The 16,358-nt window shown below is 61.7% G+C and carries 13 protein-coding genes; 9 read left to right on the top strand and 4 right to left on the bottom strand.

Annotation, left to right across the window (positions count from 1 at the left end; all coding sequences use genetic code 11):
* The coding region (locus tag QM600_RS17440; RefSeq protein WP_283262741.1) for an Ig-like domain-containing protein at window positions 1–1,115 on the top strand (1,115 nt) is incomplete at its 5' end.
* Window positions 1,116–1,188: 73 nt separating this feature from the next.
* On the opposite strand, the gene QM600_RS17435 is transcribed toward QM600_RS17440, so the two are convergent.
* Window positions 1,189–2,769, bottom strand: a complete 1,581-nt coding sequence (locus QM600_RS17435; RefSeq protein WP_283262740.1) for an MBL fold metallo-hydrolase — start codon at window positions 2,767–2,769, stop codon at window positions 1,189–1,191.
* 165 nt (window positions 2,770–2,934) lie between these two features.
* Here QM600_RS17435 and QM600_RS17430 point away from each other — a divergent pair, with 165 nt between their 5' ends.
* From QM600_RS17430 to QM600_RS17420, 3 genes are all read left to right on the top strand, one after another.
* Window positions 2,935–3,687, top strand: a complete 753-nt coding sequence (locus QM600_RS17430; RefSeq protein ID WP_283262739.1) for a lysophospholipid acyltransferase family protein — start codon at window positions 2,935–2,937, stop codon at window positions 3,685–3,687.
* Window positions 3,688–3,694: 7 nt separating this feature from the next.
* On the top strand, window positions 3,695–4,429 hold the full coding sequence (locus tag QM600_RS17425) for a lysophospholipid acyltransferase family protein (protein WP_283262738.1): 735 nt from the start codon (window positions 3,695–3,697) through the stop codon (window positions 4,427–4,429).
* A 77-nt stretch (window positions 4,430–4,506) separates the two neighbouring features.
* Window positions 4,507–5,328 (top strand): HAD family hydrolase, encoded by an 822-nt coding sequence (locus QM600_RS17420; RefSeq protein ID WP_283262746.1) that lies wholly within the window; start codon window positions 4,507–4,509, stop codon window positions 5,326–5,328.
* Between the two features lie 40 nt (window positions 5,329–5,368).
* Here QM600_RS17420 and QM600_RS17415 read toward each other — a convergent pair whose 3' ends face one another.
* Window positions 5,369–7,291, bottom strand: a complete 1,923-nt coding sequence (locus QM600_RS17415) for an N-acetylmuramoyl-L-alanine amidase (RefSeq protein ID WP_283262737.1) — start codon at window positions 7,289–7,291, stop codon at window positions 5,369–5,371.
* A gap of 330 nt (window positions 7,292–7,621) precedes the next feature.
* Here QM600_RS17415 and QM600_RS17410 point away from each other — a divergent pair, with 330 nt between their 5' ends.
* On the top strand, window positions 7,622–9,175 hold the full coding sequence (locus QM600_RS17410) for a SpoIID/LytB domain-containing protein (protein ID WP_283262735.1): 1,554 nt from the start codon (window positions 7,622–7,624) through the stop codon (window positions 9,173–9,175).
* A gap of 91 nt (window positions 9,176–9,266) precedes the next feature.
* Here QM600_RS17410 and QM600_RS17405 read toward each other — a convergent pair whose 3' ends face one another.
* On the bottom strand, window positions 9,267–10,760 hold the full coding sequence (locus QM600_RS17405) for a PucR family transcriptional regulator (RefSeq protein WP_283262734.1): 1,494 nt from the start codon (window positions 10,758–10,760) through the stop codon (window positions 9,267–9,269).
* Window positions 10,761–10,916: 156 nt separating this feature from the next.
* Here QM600_RS17405 and QM600_RS17400 point away from each other — a divergent pair, with 156 nt between their 5' ends.
* The 4 genes from QM600_RS17400 to QM600_RS17385 all read left to right on the top strand — a co-directional run bounded on the left by QM600_RS17400 (window position 10,917) and on the right by QM600_RS17385 (window position 15,269).
* Window positions 10,917–12,314: an amino acid permease gene (locus tag QM600_RS17400; protein ID WP_283262733.1), complete on the top strand. Its 1,398-nt coding sequence runs from the start codon at window positions 10,917–10,919 to the stop codon at window positions 12,312–12,314.
* 92 nt (window positions 12,315–12,406) lie between these two features.
* Complete coding sequence (locus QM600_RS17395) at window positions 12,407–13,588, top strand: thiolase family protein (RefSeq protein WP_283262732.1); 1,182 nt, start codon at window positions 12,407–12,409, stop codon at window positions 13,586–13,588.
* A 2-nt stretch (window positions 13,589–13,590) separates the two neighbouring features.
* Complete coding sequence (locus QM600_RS17390; protein WP_283262731.1) at window positions 13,591–14,742, top strand: acyl-CoA dehydrogenase family protein; 1,152 nt, start codon at window positions 13,591–13,593, stop codon at window positions 14,740–14,742.
* A gap of 77 nt (window positions 14,743–14,819) precedes the next feature.
* On the top strand, window positions 14,820–15,269 hold the full coding sequence (locus tag QM600_RS17385) for a MarR family winged helix-turn-helix transcriptional regulator (RefSeq protein WP_283262730.1): 450 nt from the start codon (window positions 14,820–14,822) through the stop codon (window positions 15,267–15,269).
* Here the strand turns inward: QM600_RS17385 and QM600_RS17380 are convergent.
* Window positions 15,250–16,170 carry a VOC family protein gene (locus QM600_RS17380; protein WP_283262729.1) on the bottom strand — a complete coding sequence of 307 codons (921 nt, stop codon included), beginning with the start codon at window positions 16,168–16,170 and terminating at the stop codon, window positions 15,250–15,252. The two genes, QM600_RS17385 and QM600_RS17380, sit on opposite strands and share 20 nt — an antisense overlap.
* Between the last annotated feature and the right edge of the window lie 188 nt (window positions 16,171–16,358).

Here is a 16,358-nt window from a genome sequence, read left to right as displayed (position 1 = left end):
ATGTGACGTGCACGGCGACTGCTGATGTTGCGGGCGTGTTCAGTTGCGACATCGTGACCGGTGCTGCCGGTACGTTGAGTGTGACTGCTGTTGCTGCGAATGCTGTTGGTTCCGGTGCTGCTTCGGCTCCGGTCACTCTGACGGTCTCTGATCCGGCTCCGCTGGATGTGGATACCACTCTGGCACTGACTGTTCCGGCTGCTGCGACGACGGATGTGGCTGTTGATCTGACGGCGACGGTGACTCCGGCTAATGCTGTGGGCAGTGTTCAGTTCCGTGATGGTGGTTCCAACATCGGTGGGCCGGTTGCGGTTTCCGGTGGTACGGCGACGTTGAGTCATGCGTTCAATGTTGCGGGTTCGCATTCGGTGACTGCGGTTTTCGTGCCGGCGGCAGGGTTTGTGGGTTCGTCGGCTTCGGCTCAGACGGTGACGGTTTCTGATGCAGTGGTAGTCGACACGACGTCGACGACGGTGCTCAGTGTTGCCGGTGAAGCGAAGGTCGGTGTAGCACTGGATCTTTCTGCTGCTGTTGCCGGTCAGCCTTCGGGTGATCCGGCTCCGTCGGGTGGCACGGTTGACTTCAAGGTCAACGGCAACAGTGTCGGCTCTGCTCCGGTGGTCAATGGTGCGGCGACGTTGTCGTACACGTTCACTGCACCCGGTTCGGCGACTGTGACTGCTGTGTACAGCGGTGCCGGTACGTTGGCGGGTTCGACGTCGAATGAGGCTTCGGTCAATGTGACTGTTGAAACGCCGATCGATGCGGATTCGACGACGACGTTGACGGTTCCGGCTTCGGGTGTTGTGGGTACTGCTGTGCAGTTGAAGGCGAATGTGTCGCCGTTGGGCAGTGTGGGTACGGTGCAGTTCTTCGAGGGCACTGTGCCTTTGGGTGCTGCAGTGAGTGTGGTCGATGGTGTTGCTGTTCTTGATCACGTCTTTACGACAACGGGTAGTCACACGGTCACTGCAGTGTTCAGTGGTGGTTTGGGTGTGGCGACGTCGATCTCGACTCCGTCGACGGTCGATATCACCGCTGTGGACGACGGAACCGGTGGAACGGGCTCGGGTTCAGGTTCGCTGGGTTCCTTGGGAAACATCTTCGGTTCGTAACAGGTAGCTGGTAGAACAAAGCGGGGCTGGAAGGTCTGATGACCTTCCAGCCCCGCTTTTGTCTATCCTGGGATCAGAGCTTGCGTGTTCGCAGTTCGTGACCCCGCGAGGTCTTGCAGTTGCCGGTTTCGAGATCCCACTGCCAGCCGTGCAGGTTGCACGTGAGGTTATTGCCTTCCACCACACCGAATTTGGTGAGATCAGCCTTGAGATGCGGGCAACGACGCTGAATTTCGTAGCCACCCACCTCGATGGATGCGGTGTCGTCGTGCGCTTCGGAGAACCAACCGTCGGCGTAGACGATGCGCTCGTCGGTGAGGCACTTGAAAAACGTGTACAGGAACTCGTTGTAGCCGCCCACGCGCCAAGCCTGGAAGCGAGTGGAGAGGAAGATGGTGTTGACCCAGTCGGGTTCGTCGTCGCGCAGGACTGTACGGACCAACTCGGGGGCGATGCGGAATCCGTAGCGGTACTTGCCTTCACCCTCGATGGGCGCACGGACGATTCGCTTCGGGAAGTCGAGAACCACTGTCTCGTCGCCCATGACGAGACCGACCGGGTAGCCGATGCCGTCGCAGATGACGTCGGACTGCGCCATGATCGGCTCGAACTTCGCCTGCAAGGGGCCCAAAAGGGGCTCGCCTTCGGCTGATGCCCACGTAGCTTTTTCGGCTGCGATGACAGGCGCCATCTTCTTTGCCATGTTCTCGATGTACTCGGCCTTGTTCGAGAAGATAGCGTCTACGTCGGCATCCGGAATCGGATGGGACAGAACAGCTTCGGATCCGTGAATGTCCACAACCGAGCCGGGGATCATCAAGAGCCCGCCGTTGTTGCCGTGGATTCGCATCTGCTCGAGGAACACGATCTGGTCGGGGAAGATGTTGCCTTCGTCGCCGTGATCGTCGTTGAGGCTGCGCAAAGCGTCGTCAAGGAAGACCGGCGGGCCGGCCGACGGAACCACCCAGGTGGCGTCGACCTGCTCGATATAGCTACGGCAGCGGTCCATGCCACGCTGACGCTTCTGCTTACCGAAGTTGCGCTTGGTGCCGGTGGGGATGTCGTAGACCATCGGGTACCAGATGGCGCCCGAGTACTGCAGAAGGTGGATGTCGATCTTGCCGAACTGCTCGCCGAGCACATCCATGTCGACGGGACGAGCGTCGTTCATGTTGAAACAAGTGGTCTCGCCGTCGGAAATCACGATGCCGGAGTCGCCGATCGGGCCGTCGGCCGGGGCGCGCAACGCGATGATCATGATCTCCAGTTCACCCGCCTGGAGCGGAGCCTGCGGAGCGACCTGAATGCCGGCACCTGAGATGGTGTGCTTGACGGAGTCTTCGGTTTCGAAGAACTTGTGGAAGCCGAGCTTCTCGAGCTCACGCTTGAGGTCCGGCACCGGATAGTCCGGCAACAGGACGGTGGCGTCCTTGTTGACGTGCTTGCTCAGGGTCTCCGGATCGAAATGATCCTTGTGCAGATGCGACACGTAGAGGTAATCGCAATTGCCGATGGCATCCCAGTCCAACTCCGTGTTGTCGGGGAACGGGAACCACGACGCGAAATAGGCGGGGTTGACCCACGGATCGCACAGGATTGATCCTGCAGTGGTCGAGATGTGAAATCCGGCGTGACCGACGCTGGTGACCTGCACTGGTATGCCTCCTGAAAGAGCTGAGCGACGCTACCAGCGTAGGCCCTCCGTGGAGGGTCCTCGATCAAGCAACCCCTGAGCACTGCAAATAAACCGACGTCACCGCTGAAAACGCCCACCCGGACGGTGGGTCAGATCACGGGTTGACGGCTAGGCTGGGGACCCGTGGACCCCGTATACAGAACAGTCATCGGCATCGCCCGTACCGTCTTCGCGTTCGAAGGCCTGAAGTTCTCGGTCCAGGGTGATCGAAACATTCCAGCATCCGGTGGTGCGGTGATCGCCATCAACCACACCGGATACATGGACTTCACGTATGCGGGTCTGCCGGCACGCACCCCCAAGCGCTACATCCGGTTCATGGCCAAGAAGGAAGTTTTCGACAACAAGATTTCCGGCCCGATCATGCGCTCACTCAAGCACATCCCGGTGGATCGCGGCGCCGGTGCCGATTCCTACAAGGCCGCCGTCGACTTCTTGAAGCGCGGCGAACTGGTGGGTGTGTACCCGGAGGCGACGATCAGCCGTAGCTTCGAGATCAAGGAATTCAAGTCCGGTGCCGCTCGCATGGCCATCGAGGCCGGTGTTCCGATCATCCCAGTCGCGATCTGGGGTGCGCAGCGCGTCTGGACCAAGGGGTTCCCGAAGCGATTGGGACGCACCAACACTCCGATCTCGATCGTTGTCGGCGAGCCGATCGCACCGTTCGAGCCTGCCAGTGAATTGACCGCTAAGCTGCGCTCGACGATGCAGGAACTGCTGCTCGAAGCGCAGAAGGGCTACCAGCACCCGGCCGGCGAATATTGGGTACCGGCGCGACTCGGCGGCAGCGCACCCACCCTCGAACAGGCCGACAAGATGGACGCCGAAGAAGCCGAGGCAAAAGCGAAAGCACGCGAGGCACGTAAGTCGGCATGACGATCTGATGGCCGTCGAACCCGTCTACAGCGCAGTTGAGGGCATTGCGCGTGTCCTCTGCCGCCTTCAGGGTTTGGCGGTCACCCGCACGGGACTCGAGAACATTCCGCATACGGGTGGTGCGGTAGTGGCGATCAATCACACGAGCTATCTCGATTTTGTCCAGGCAGCACTCGCGGTGGGTGAAACTAAGCGCAAGCTTCGGTTGATGGCAAAAACGGAGCTGGCCGACAACAAGATTCTCGGTTTCCTTATGCGCGGTTGCGGTGTCATCGAAGTGGATCGGTCCGCGGGTGCCGAGGCCTTCCGGGTCGGCGTCGACGCCCTACGTCGTGGCGAGTTGGTGGGTGTGTACCCGGAGGCGACGATCAGCCGAAGCTTCGAGATCAAGGAATTCAAGTCCGGTGCCGCCCGCATGGCCATCGAAGCGGGCGTTTCGATCATCCCGGTGATTGTCTGGGGCGCCCAGCGGCTCGTCACCAAAGGTGGGCCGAAGAATTTGGGCCGCAACAAGTTTCCGATATCCGTCGAAGTAGGCTCCGCGATCGAACCCGTCGAACCGGCCGATGCCCTCAGTGAGATCCTGCGCATCGAGATGGACGCAATTTTGCGCCACGTCCAGGAAGGCTTCGTTCATGAACCGGGTGCGTATTGGGTGCCGCATCGACTCGGGGGAGGGGCGCCGGCGCCCGAGGAAGCCGCCGCTATCGACGCGCAGGAACGTGCCAAGAGGGCGCACTGAGCGCGCGAAGTGAGCGCACTGAGCGCACCGCTGTCGTACCTGACAGGCACAATGGCGGGGTGAGCCCAGACCGTCAGATCAGCCCAGACCGTCCAACCATGGTCGCGACCGATGTCGACGGCACCCTCATCAACGACGACGAGCTGGTCAGTGCCCGTACTCGCGAGGTCATTCACGCCGTCGTGGAATCGGGAACACCGTTCGTGCTGGCGACCGGGCGCCCACCGCGCTGGATTTCGCCGGTAGTCGAAAGTTTGGGCTACGCGCCGTTGTCCGTCTGCGCCAACGGCGCCGTCGTCTACGACAGTTACACGGACCGCGTGCTCAGCGCCGCAACACTCTCGGTCGAGGCTCTGGTCGAACTCTCGGAGTTGGCGCTCCACGCGCTTCCCGGTGCCGGCCTGGCAGCTGAACGAGTGGGCGCCAGTGCACACGACGCCGCAACACCGCAGTTCGTCAGCTCACCCGACTACGAACATGCCTGGCTCAACCCCGACAACACCGAGATGTCCGAGGATGATGTCCTGGCCGCGCCCGCCGTCAAATTGCTGATCCGTCGGCCAGGCATGACCAGCACCGCAATGTACGACGCCTTGGCCCCGCACGTCGGGATTCTTGCCGACATGACGTTTTCCACAGAAAACGGTCTGATCGAGCTCTCGGCACCGGGTGTCACGAAGGCGTCGGGCCTGGTGAGCGCGGCCGAGCAGTTCGGGTTCGATCTCTCCGGGCTGGTTGCGTTCGGTGACATGCCCAACGACATTCCGATGCTTGCACTGGCAGATCTCGGCGTCGCGATGGGCAACGCGCACGCCGATGCCAAGGCCGCAGCCGACGAAGTCACCGACACCAATTCACGCGACGGGGTAGCAAAAGTCCTCGGGCGCTGGTGGTTGTAATACACACCAGCGCCCGAGGGTGAATCTAGCTTCGAAACTGTTAGCCGACAGCCTTCATGATCTGGGTGACGATGCCCGTGATCTGGTTGAAGATCAGGGAACCGTTCTCGAAGTCGCTACGGAATCCGTCCGGAATCAAGTACTCGTCCGATATGGGGAGTCCGAGAACACCGGAGTCGGATCCGAAGCTCTGCCAAGCCTTGAAGATCTCACCGAGGACGGTGTACACGCCCCCGTTGGGGGAGGTGTAGATAGCGCCGTTCTGGAACAACGCTCCCAGATTGCCGAACTTCGCCTGCAGTTCGCCCGTGATCGCCTCACCGAGACGACCTAGGTCGCCACCCTCGGCGATCCACTTCTGAACCAGCGGCGAACTGTCGGTCATCTTGATGACCTGGTTGACCAGGTCACTGACGGAACCGGTGCCACCGGCGACGGTATCGGCGGGAGTCTGAGGCTTGGGGTTCGGATTAGGGTTCGGATTGGGGTTCGGCACGTTCGGGCTGGGGTTGCTGGGGCCGGCCCCGTTTGCGGCTGCTGCTGCGATCTGACGAATTTCACCCATGTGGGAGTACGCCGCATTGCCCGGGCACTCGGTGTATCCGACGTCGCGGTGCGCGAAGATGATCGGGAGCGTCACGGCCGTTCCCTGCGAATACTTGGTGTACTCGGTGCCTTCGGAGTACATGACGGTGGTGCCCAGCGGATTGAGGCCGGCCTTCTTGAGCTTCCATCCGAGGAACTGGCCAACCGAGTTCAGCATTGCCTGCGAAGGCTGCACGTTGGAGTAGTCGCCCATCATCGCGATGCCGGTGGTGTTCTCGTTGAAGCCGCCGGCGTGAGCGCCCTGAACCGGCCTGTCGAGTCCGCCTGCGCGGCCTTCGAAAATTTGACCGTACTTGTCGACGAGGACGTTGTATCCGACGTCGCACCAGCCCAGCGTCTGTGCGTGGTAGGCGTAGATGCCGCGGACGATCCCGGCTGATTCGGCCTTGGAGTAGTTGTTGTTACCGGCGGTATGGTGCACGGTTGCGCCGCCGAGACCGTCGTCGTATGTCGGATTCTGGCAACGCTTGGACTCATCTGCGCCCCACTGCGCGCGGGTGATCACTGCGGGTCCGCCAGTGGCGATCGGTGCGGCAACTGTCTGCAGATTGGCGTCAGCCCCACGAGCGCTCGGATCGATCAGCACAGCGGTGACAGCGTCGGCGGCGGTCTCGACCTGGTGGAGCGGCTTGGATACCGATGCCGGGGTGTAACCGAGTTCGCCCTCAGCAACAGGAGCTTCCGCAACTGGAGCTTCCGCAACAGGTGCGGCTGCGGGTGCCAGTTCTGCGACCGGTGCCGGTGCGCTCGGCGGCGTCAGAATCTGGATGGCCTTGGTAAGCCCGACATAGACGGGTTCAGTAGCGCTGCCGCTGTTCGTGGCCTGGTCAGAGCTTGCGGAATCAATGGCGTCGGGTGTGAACCACGGACCCCAGATGCCGTCTTCGGACAGGGCGCGGACCTTGGACTTCGCCGAGTCGACCGTGTCGGAGGTCAACGCAACCATGCTGAAAGGAGTGTCGCGAGTCAGTTGCTTGACAACGGCTCCGGGTACTTCTTCGCTCTGAACAGGGGTTTCGGTGACGGCGCCGGGGACTGCGGGAGCCGGGAGCAGTTCCGTCGGAATCGTGATTCCGGGGGGAAGCTGGAGATCCTTGGGGATCAGGCTCTTGAGATCGCCCAGGTTGATGTCGGGCAGATCGAGGCCGGTCAGCTCCTTGATCGGAATGATGATGTCCGGAACCGACGCGAGGAGTATCTCCGAGATTTGGGTGGGGGCCACCACGGATGACGATTCGTTTGCCGAACGGACATCGGGCGTGGAGTCGGTGAGGCCGTATACCGCAAACGGACTTGCGACAGCCAGTACGGCTACGGCCCCAAGTACGAATGAGGTCTTAGGACGACGGTGTGGCAAGGGGTTACTCCTCGGTTGTAGTTACTTACGAGCGAATTTCAGGGCCGGTTACGGCCTCGAGTGGAATTGACCCGAACCGGATCCGAGCAGGTCGGAGGCCGTGTTTCGCGGATCAACGCCGTCTTTCGGACGCATATGTCTGCAACTCGTGATGCTGATGTGACTCGTGTGACTGGTGTTGCTAAGTCCGGGCACTCTTGCAACACTAGTCACACAAGTCCATAACGCTCAACCTTAGGGTGAGACTTTACTCAATTGTTGTGGACTGGACCACGTGCGGAGACCCGACTTCGCAACCCCGTGAGTCCGGCGGTGATCAGGAGAGCGTCGATGGCGAAGAGCGAAAGAAGCGGAACTGCAGGTAAGACGCCTGGTGGGCGCTACTTTTTGGTGGGAGGACCCGGTCGACGCCGCTCGGTCATGCGTATCTCGGTGCTGGGACTGGTTCCCGCCCTCGCTCTGGGAATCGCCGTCGGCGGAATCGGGGCGTTCCAAGTCGACGAACCGTCGATCGTGCCCGCAGTCTCCGCCGACACTCAATTCACCCTGTCCGGTCATGGCAACGGGCACGGCCGCGGGATGGGGCAGTGGGGGGCCTACGGTTACGCCAAAAACCAAGGATGGTCCGGCGAGCGAATTCTCAGCCACTATTACGGCGGCACTGTCCTCGACACCATGCCGGCCGCTCAGATGAGTGTGCGACTCACCGCTCAGGACAACGCGACGCTCGACGTCTATTCCGCTGCCGGGATGGTCGTGAACGGGCAGCGCACTGCTCCGGGGGAAGCTGCGCACCTGACGGCTTTGCCGGGCGGCGGCGCAAATGTGGTTGTCACCAGTGGGTGTGGCGGCGGAGTTGTCTGGGAAGCGGTCACGGATCATCCGTGGGTGGATCCGATCGACTTGTCTCCGGATCGGCCTGCCGATCAGTTCTTGACGTTGTGCGACAACAACTCTCCGTATCGGGGTGCGCTCGGAGTTGTGCTCGACGACGGATCCGCGCGGACCGTGAATCTACTCGACATGGAGGATTACCTTCTCGGTGTCGTTCCGGTCGAGGCCAAGGCCGATTGGGCTGACAGTGGCGGAGCGGAGGCATTGCGGGCGCAGGCTGTAGCAGCACGTTCGTACGCTGCCGTCGAACATCGAAGCTCCTACGCAGATACCTGCGACACGCAGGACTGTCAGGTGTACGGCGGTGCGGGCAAGGAGGATCCTCGAACCACGGAGGCTGTGCGCACCACCAGCGGAGCTGTACTTTCGCGTGACGGCCAGATTGTGGCTACCGAATTCTCTTCATCCACAGGCGGTTACAGTTCCGGCGGCGAGTTCCCCGCAGTTGCCGACGAAGGTGACACCATCTCTCCCAATCACGATTGGACGCAGACGTTGACTGCGGGAGAGATTGCGGAAGCATTCGGAGTCGGTGAATTGAAGTCTCTGAGGGTCGTCTCCCGGAATGGGTTGGGGACCGGCGGAGGTCGCGTGAGCGCAATCGAAGTGGTGGGCACAAACGCCACTGTCGGTGTGACGGGAGCACAGGCAAGGGTGAAACTAGGGCTGAAATCCGACTGGTTCACTATCGGTAACGACGTCGATATGGTAACGCCTAAGGCTCCGGAATCTGTAGTGCCGGAAGCTAATTCGCCAATTTCACAAGCGTCCGGTACGGTTGGCGAGACGCAGATCGATGCTAAGTATCGCGAGTTCGGGGGGGCCTCCGGTTCCCTCGGCGCTCCGGCCGGACCGGAGATGCAGTTACCGTCCGAGGCCGGTACCTTCCGCGTTTACGAGAATGGGACCATCATCTGGACAAAGGTTTTGGGTGCGCAGGTAGTAGATGCCAACGTGCTTCGCGAGTGGATACCGACGGGCGAAAGCTAGGGGAAGGTCGGTCGGTAGCACCTCGCACGAAACGGCTCTGAAGGGTTCCACCGCAATCCGGTGGGACCCTTCAGGTCGTTCAGCAGCCGGCTCAGGTGGTGGGGGCATCACCGAGAAGGCGATACTCGAGCCACAGTTCGGCCCGCTCGGTGGGCGAGCCGAGGTCGAGCCCGAGAAGAACCTCGATACGAGAAAGTCTGCTGCGCAATGTATGTCGATGGACGTTCAAGGCCGTCGCCGTAGTGTCATTGGCTCCGTTGTGGGCCAGCCACATTGCCAAGGTCCGATACAACTCGCTACCGCCCTTCGCTTCGAGAAGGGGACGTAAGTGGGCTGCCGCGAAGGCCGTCGACCGATCTTGGTCGAGGAACGCTGACAAGCCGCTCTCCGAAAGTTCCGCGAACCGCATCGAGCGCAGGTTACGTGAACTTGCTTCGGCCGCCGCCTGCGCCGCTTGCCTTCTGGCCCGTGACAGATCCTCCCACCACAAAACGTCCGAAACGCCGACGGTTACGTCGACCTCTTCGATGCGCGCGAGGATTCGTCCACTGTCCGTCGCCGACACGACCACGGTCAGCGCATCGTCGGTAATCCCGAAAGCGAGATCGCGGCTGAGGCCGTCGAGCAGTGAGACGGACACGCTTTCCAGCAGTCCGCTGCTCCCGGCAACATGGAAGACCTGGAACGGCTCGACCGGAAAACCTCCCCACAGTTCCCCGGAAATGTCGCGGGCCAGGGTGTTCTGCCCTTCGAAGAGTTGATGCATCGCGACTGAACGCAGTTGGTTCATCGTCAACTGGGCGTCACGTGCCCGGGTGGTCATCAGTGTCAGCAGTGACGATGCGGCGATGACGATGCCCTGGTTCAAGGACCCGACCGCGCCTGGACATCCCGCGACGAGATATCCCATCAACTTGCCGGTCGACGTCAACAGTGGATGCGAAATCACGTCCTCGTTGTCGCTCGTGAGAAAACTGACCTCCATGGGCCGAGCCTGGCGTTCGGACGCGGTGCGTTCCACTCCGCTGATCGCCGGGCCGTGCGATACCTCGACCATGTGGCCGGCGCTGTCGAGCAACCCGGCCCAGCCGCCGATCAATTCCGCGACGCGGCGTACCACGGCGCGCGTCCCGTTGACCGTCAGCGCAGCTTGCAGTAGCCGCCGCAGGCTTTGGTAGTTGTTTCGGAGTTGCTTCATGTCGTCGTCGGATTGGGCCCGCGACACGGCCTTGGTGATGGCGATGAACGGAGTCTGCAGTGGGACTTCGATCAACGGGATGTCGAAATGCGAGGTCGCGTCGATCAGAGTTCGCGGTACTTCTTCGTAGTGCAGGCCAGTTCCGAATCCAATTCCAGCAATTCCGGCGGCGACCAGAGTTCGAACGAATCGGGTCGTTTGTGCCGCCGTCGTGGGGAGCGACAGCCCCGTGAGAAGTAGTAATTCACCGCCGTCCAGGAAGGGCGTCGGATCTTGCAATTCGGAGGCATGTGCCCAGGTCAGCGGGCGATTTAATTGATCGTGCCCGGTCAGCACGCGTAGTCTGAACAACTCGGTGTCGCACAGCTGACGGATGGTGATCGGCATGCGTACAGTCTGCCACCCAAATTCGCCGCTTTGTAGTGCCTGCAATCACGTTTGTACAAAGTGGAGCCTTCCTGGAAGTGGCTCGAGGTTCGACACTGGCTACCGCAAAGTACCGATTCACCTCGAAGTACCCATCCAGATCCAGAAGGAGCCCTGATGTCCAGCACCGACCAGCCCGCGCTTCAGCACACGCTGAAGCAGCGGCATCTGTCGATGATCGCCATTGCAGGTGTCATCGGTGCCGGACTCTTCGTCGGCTCCGGCGTCGCGATCAAGGAAACCGGCCCCGGTGTCCTGATCTCGTACACCCTCGCCGGAGTGGTCGTCATCCTCGTGATGCGCATGCTCGGCGAGATGGCGTCAGCGTCCCCGGAAACCGGATCGTTCTCGTCCTACGCGGACAAAGCCATCGGCCGCTGGGCCGGCTTCTCCATCGGTTGGCTGTACGCCTGGTTCTGGATCATCGTCCTCGGAATCGAGGCAACCGCGGGCGCACTGATCATGAACCGCTGGGTGCCGGGCGTTCCGCAGTGGACCTGGGCGCTGATCCTGATGATCGTGCTGACGTTGACCAACATCATCTCGGTCAAGGCCTTCGGTGAGTTCGAATTCTGGTTCGCGTCCATCAAGGTCGTCGCCATCATCGCGTTCCTCGCAATGGGCATCCTCGCGATCCTCGGCCTCATGCCTGGCGTCGAAGCACCCGGAATGAGCAACCTGACCGGACACGGCGGATTCCTGCCGAACGGCACAGGAGCCATGCTCGCCGCGGTCCTTGTGGTGGTGTTCTCCTTCTTCGGAGCCGAAATTGCGACCATCGCCGCCGGTGAATCGGCCAATCCGCTGCAAGCTGTGCGCGCAGCAGTCAAGTCGGTCGTCTGGCGAATCCTCATCTTCTACATCGGCTCGATCGCCGTTGTCGTCACGCTTCTGCCCTGGGACAGCGCTTCCGTCGCACTCAGCCCGTACGTCGCCGTCATGGACTCGTTCGGCATCCCCGGAGCCGGCAACATCATGGACGTCGTCGTCCTGACGTCCGTACTGTCCTGCCTCAACTCCGGCCTGTACACCGCGAGCCGCATGATCTTCTCGCTCGCCGGCCGCGGCGACGCCCCCAAGGCGCTCAGGCGCATCGAGAAGACCGGCGTCCCCATGCGCGCAGTCTTCGTCTCGACCATCGTCGGCTTCCTGACAGTCGGCATGAACTACCTGTCCCCGGACAAGGTCTTCCTCTTCCTGGTCAACTCGTCCGGTGCGATCGCACTCTTCGTCTGGCTCGTCATCTCCGTTTCCCAGCTCCGGACCCGTCGCAAGCTCGAAGCTGAGGGCGTGGAACTGGAATTGAAGATGTGGCTCTTCCCGTACCTGACCTACGCCACGATCGTGGCAATCGTCGGTCTCTGCATCGGCATGATGACTCTCGAATCCACACGCAGCCAGATGATCGTTTCGCTTGCTCTCGCGGCGATCCTGGTGGGAATCGGTCTGTACCGCTATCGAAACGACGACAAGAAGACTGTCGAACTCGAGGGTGAGTCCGCAGCCACGTCCTGAACGATCGTCCTCATCTGCGAAATACTTCTTTTGTCCTAGTATCGGCGACGGACAGAGAATCGCGCTTCGCGCTCAGCAGATGAGGACAACCCATGACTACTCCCGAACCGATCGTCATCGTCGACGGGGCTCGTACCCCCGTAGGTAGCTTCGGCGGCGTCTTCAAAGACGTCCCCGCACACGAGCTGGGCGCCACCGCAGCGAAAGCTGCACTGAACCGCGCCGGAGTTGCCGCCGAGGACATCGACGAGGTCGTCATGGGCTGCATCGGCCAGGTCGGCCCCGACGCCTACAACGCACGCCGCGTCGGCATCGCTGCCGGTCTGCCCGAGAACGTTCCCGCCTACACCGTCAACCGCCTCTGCGGCAGTGGCCTGCAGGCCGTCTGGTCTGCCGCTCAGCAGATGCGCTGGGGCAGCGCCGCCGTCACCCTCGCGGGCGGCGACGAGAGCATGTCCCGCATGCCCTTCTACGATTTTGCGGCCCGCTCCGGTTACAAGCTGGGCGACCGCAGCCTCGTCGACGGCACCGTCGCGATGCTCACCGACCCGTTCAGCAACGCCCACATGGGCCGCACTGCCGAAGCCGTCGCCCGCAAGTACGGCGTCAGCCGTGAGCAGCAGGACGAATTTGCCGTCGAATCACAGCGTCGCGCAGCCACTGCCGCCGCGAAGGCCGCCTTCGCCGAGGAAATCACTCCCGTCGAAACCGGTGGCCGACGCTCAGTCACCGTCACCGAGGACGAGCACCCCAAGCCCGGCACCACGATGGAAACCCTCGCGAAACTGCGCCCCGCATTCGAAGAAGGCGGATCCGTCACCGCCGGCAACGCGTCGGGAATCAACGACGGCGCCGGCGTATTGGTACTCGCCACCGGCACTGCCGCTGCCGAGCGCGGACTGACCGGACTGGTCACCCTCGAAGCCGTCACGACTGCAGCCATGGACCCGGCTCTGATGGGTTACGCACCCGTCCTGGCCCTGAAGAAGCTGTTCGAGCAGACCGGACTGAGCCCGGCCGACATCGGAATCGCCGAGGTCAACGAAGCCTTCGCCTCGCAGGCCATCGCCGTCATCCGTGACGCCGGCCTCGACCCGGAGAAGACCAACCCGTACGGCGGAGCTATCGCGCTCGGCCACCCCGTCGGCGCCACCGGCGCCATCCTGACCCTGCGCGCGGCACGCGACATGGTTCGCAACGACCTCGAATACGGCATCGTCACTATGTGCATCGGCGGCGGCCAGGCACTCGCAGCACTGCTGAAGCGAGTCTGATCATGGCGACCAAGCGCAAGCCGTCGTGGTACGACGACGAGATCACCGCTGTGGCCGAACTGGCCCGCGGATTCTTCGATCGTGAACTGATTGCCAAGCGCGAGCAGTGGGACGCGCAGCATCGCGTCGACCGCTCCGTGTGGCTCGAAGCCGGCAAGCTCGGACTCCTGTGCTGCTCCATCCCCGAGGAATACGGCGGGGGCGGTGGAACATTCGCGCACGACCTCGCGATCTTCGAGGCGCAGGGATACTGCGGCGACTACGCGCTTGGTAACTCCGTACACAGCGGAATCGTCGCCCACTACGTCCTCGAGTACGGCAACGAGGAGCAGAAACAGGCGTGGCTGCCGGGCATGGCGACGGGCGAGATCCTGGGCGCCATCGGCATGACCGAGCCCGGCACCGGTTCCGACCTCAAAGCCATCACGACCTCGGCCATCCGGGACGGCGACCACTACGTGGTGAACGGGTCCAAGACCTTCATCACCAACGGTGGCAGTGCCGACATGATCGTCCTCGCCGTGAAGACCGATCCCAAGGCCGGTGCCAAGGGCGTCTCACTCCTGATCGTCGACCTGCGTGACTGCGAAGGCTTTGCCGTCGGCCGAGTCCTGGACAAGGTCGGCCAGCACGGAGCCGACACGTCGGAACTTTCCTTCACCGACGTACGCGTTCCCGTCTCGAATCTCCTGGGCGAGTCCGAGGGCCTCGGCTTCGGACAGTTGATGGCGCAGTTGGTGCAGGAACGCCTCATCATCGGCGCGCAGGCCATCGGCACCATGGAACGCGCAGTCGAAGAGACGGTGGCCTACACGAAGGCGCGACAAGCGTTCGGGCACAGCCTCTTCGAGTTCCAGAACACGGCCTTCGAGTTGGCTGAATGCCAGACCATTACCCGCACCTGCCGTGTTTTCCTCGACAGTTGCATCGAGGATCACCTCAAGGGTGAACTGGACGGTTCCGACGCCGCGATGGTCAAGTACTGGCTCACCGAGCAGCAGTGCGCCATCGTCGACCGGTGCGTTCAGCTCTACGGCGGCTACGGATACATGCGTGAATACCCGATCGCGCGCATGTACGAGGACTCCCGCGTGCAGAAGATCTACGCCGGTGCCAACGAAGTGATGAAGGGCATCATCGCGAAGAGCTTGTAGCAACTCGCAGAACGGCAAAAGTAGGTCCGGCCAGTTCTATGCCGGGCCTACTTTTTGCTCGCACCTAGAATGGGTCGATGACCGCGATCGAGGCGACCCCTCCCAGCCGACTTCTATCCGGCCGGATCGGATACGGCCTGGTCAAAGCGGCACTACGAGTGCGACAGTCGTATGCAGACGCGTTATCGGAAGTCGGATTGCTTCCCAACCACCACGCCATTCTGAGCACGCTCCATGAGCTCGGACCTTGTCATCAGAAAGAACTCGCGTCGCGCGTCGTGGTTGATCCCGGCGATATCGTCGCCTATCTCGACACCTTGCAAGAGTCGGAATACGTTGTGCGTGAACGTGATCGAGCCGATAGGCGTCGACAGGTAGTCACTGTGACCGACGCTGGTATCGAGAAATTGCGCGAGGGAGACGCGGCGCTCGACGCGCTGGAAGCAATAATTTTCGGGGAGTTGACGGAGCAGGACCGCCAGTCGCTGACGGAATGGCTGGCCAAGCTCATGCGCCCGTCGGAGTGATCTCCACGGGCTTGACGATTCCGGGTATCCGGGAGCGTGTGTTCGCCGGGCGCTTGTGGCCCCAGTAACTCGGTTGGTTGTAGGTACGCGCCACCCAGCTCAGGTCGTCGATCGTGAGGCCGCCGTATCCGTACTCGATCTGAAGCCCCGACGGGCTTCCGATGTATGTCGACGTCATCAGATCGTTGGTGTGGCGCCCGAGTGTCTGCATTGTTTCCGTGTTGTGGGCATCGAGTAGGTCGATCAGTCGTCCCAGATCATCGAATTGCTCGACCTCGAGCATGAGGTGGTTGAACCCCACATGACCTGGGAATTCATGCAAAGCCAGCGAGTGGTGCCGGCCGTTGACGTGGTAGAACCGCACGGTGAAGCGATCATCGGTGATCCGATCGGACAGGCGGAATCCGAGAACGTCGGCGTAGAACTGGTTGGCCAGTTCGATGTCGGGAACCTGTAGGACGATGTGGCCGAGGCCTTGATCTCCGGTCACGAAGCCGCCGCGCATTGCCCGTCCGGGTGTGAATGACAAGGGTGTCGCAGCCTTGCCCCACGACAATTCGTGGCGGATTCCCCAGGGATCGGTGAACCACACCAACTCGGCAACTTGTCGCTCCCTCAGTAGCTCGGAATCGCCGGACTGTACGGTGACGCCGCTTCGGGTGAGGTGATCGGCGAAGGATCGAAGATCAGTTTCATTCGCCATTCCCCAACCGGCATAAAGGAATTCGTCCTCCATGCCAGGGTGTATCGCGATTCGGTAGTTGATGTCGTCGACTGCAAGTCGGATTGAGCCGTCGGAGCCGTCGGAGGCGAGCTTGCCGCCCAGGAGTTCCGTTCCGTACGTCCTCCATTCTTCCGCCCTCGGTGATGCGATGCCGATGTACGACAGTTCCTGGATCACAGTTGCGCTCCCTGAGTAGGTCGGATGAATCCGGGTTCAGGACCATGTAAACAGAGATGCCAATTATTGGCAAGACAATGATTGGCAATCCAACTAATAATGGAGCCTGGACGTACCCGACCCGACCTCGGTTCCGCGGCATGCATGGCGGTGGGTGTGATCACGACTGCTAATACACCCCCCGCCTC

The organism is Rhodococcus sp. IEGM 1379 (assembly GCF_030056815.1).
Taxonomy (GTDB): domain Bacteria; phylum Actinomycetota; class Actinomycetes; order Mycobacteriales; family Mycobacteriaceae; genus Rhodococcus_F.
The sequence above is the reverse complement of the archived record's forward strand: the minus strand, read 5'-3'. Positions and strand labels throughout refer to the sequence as shown.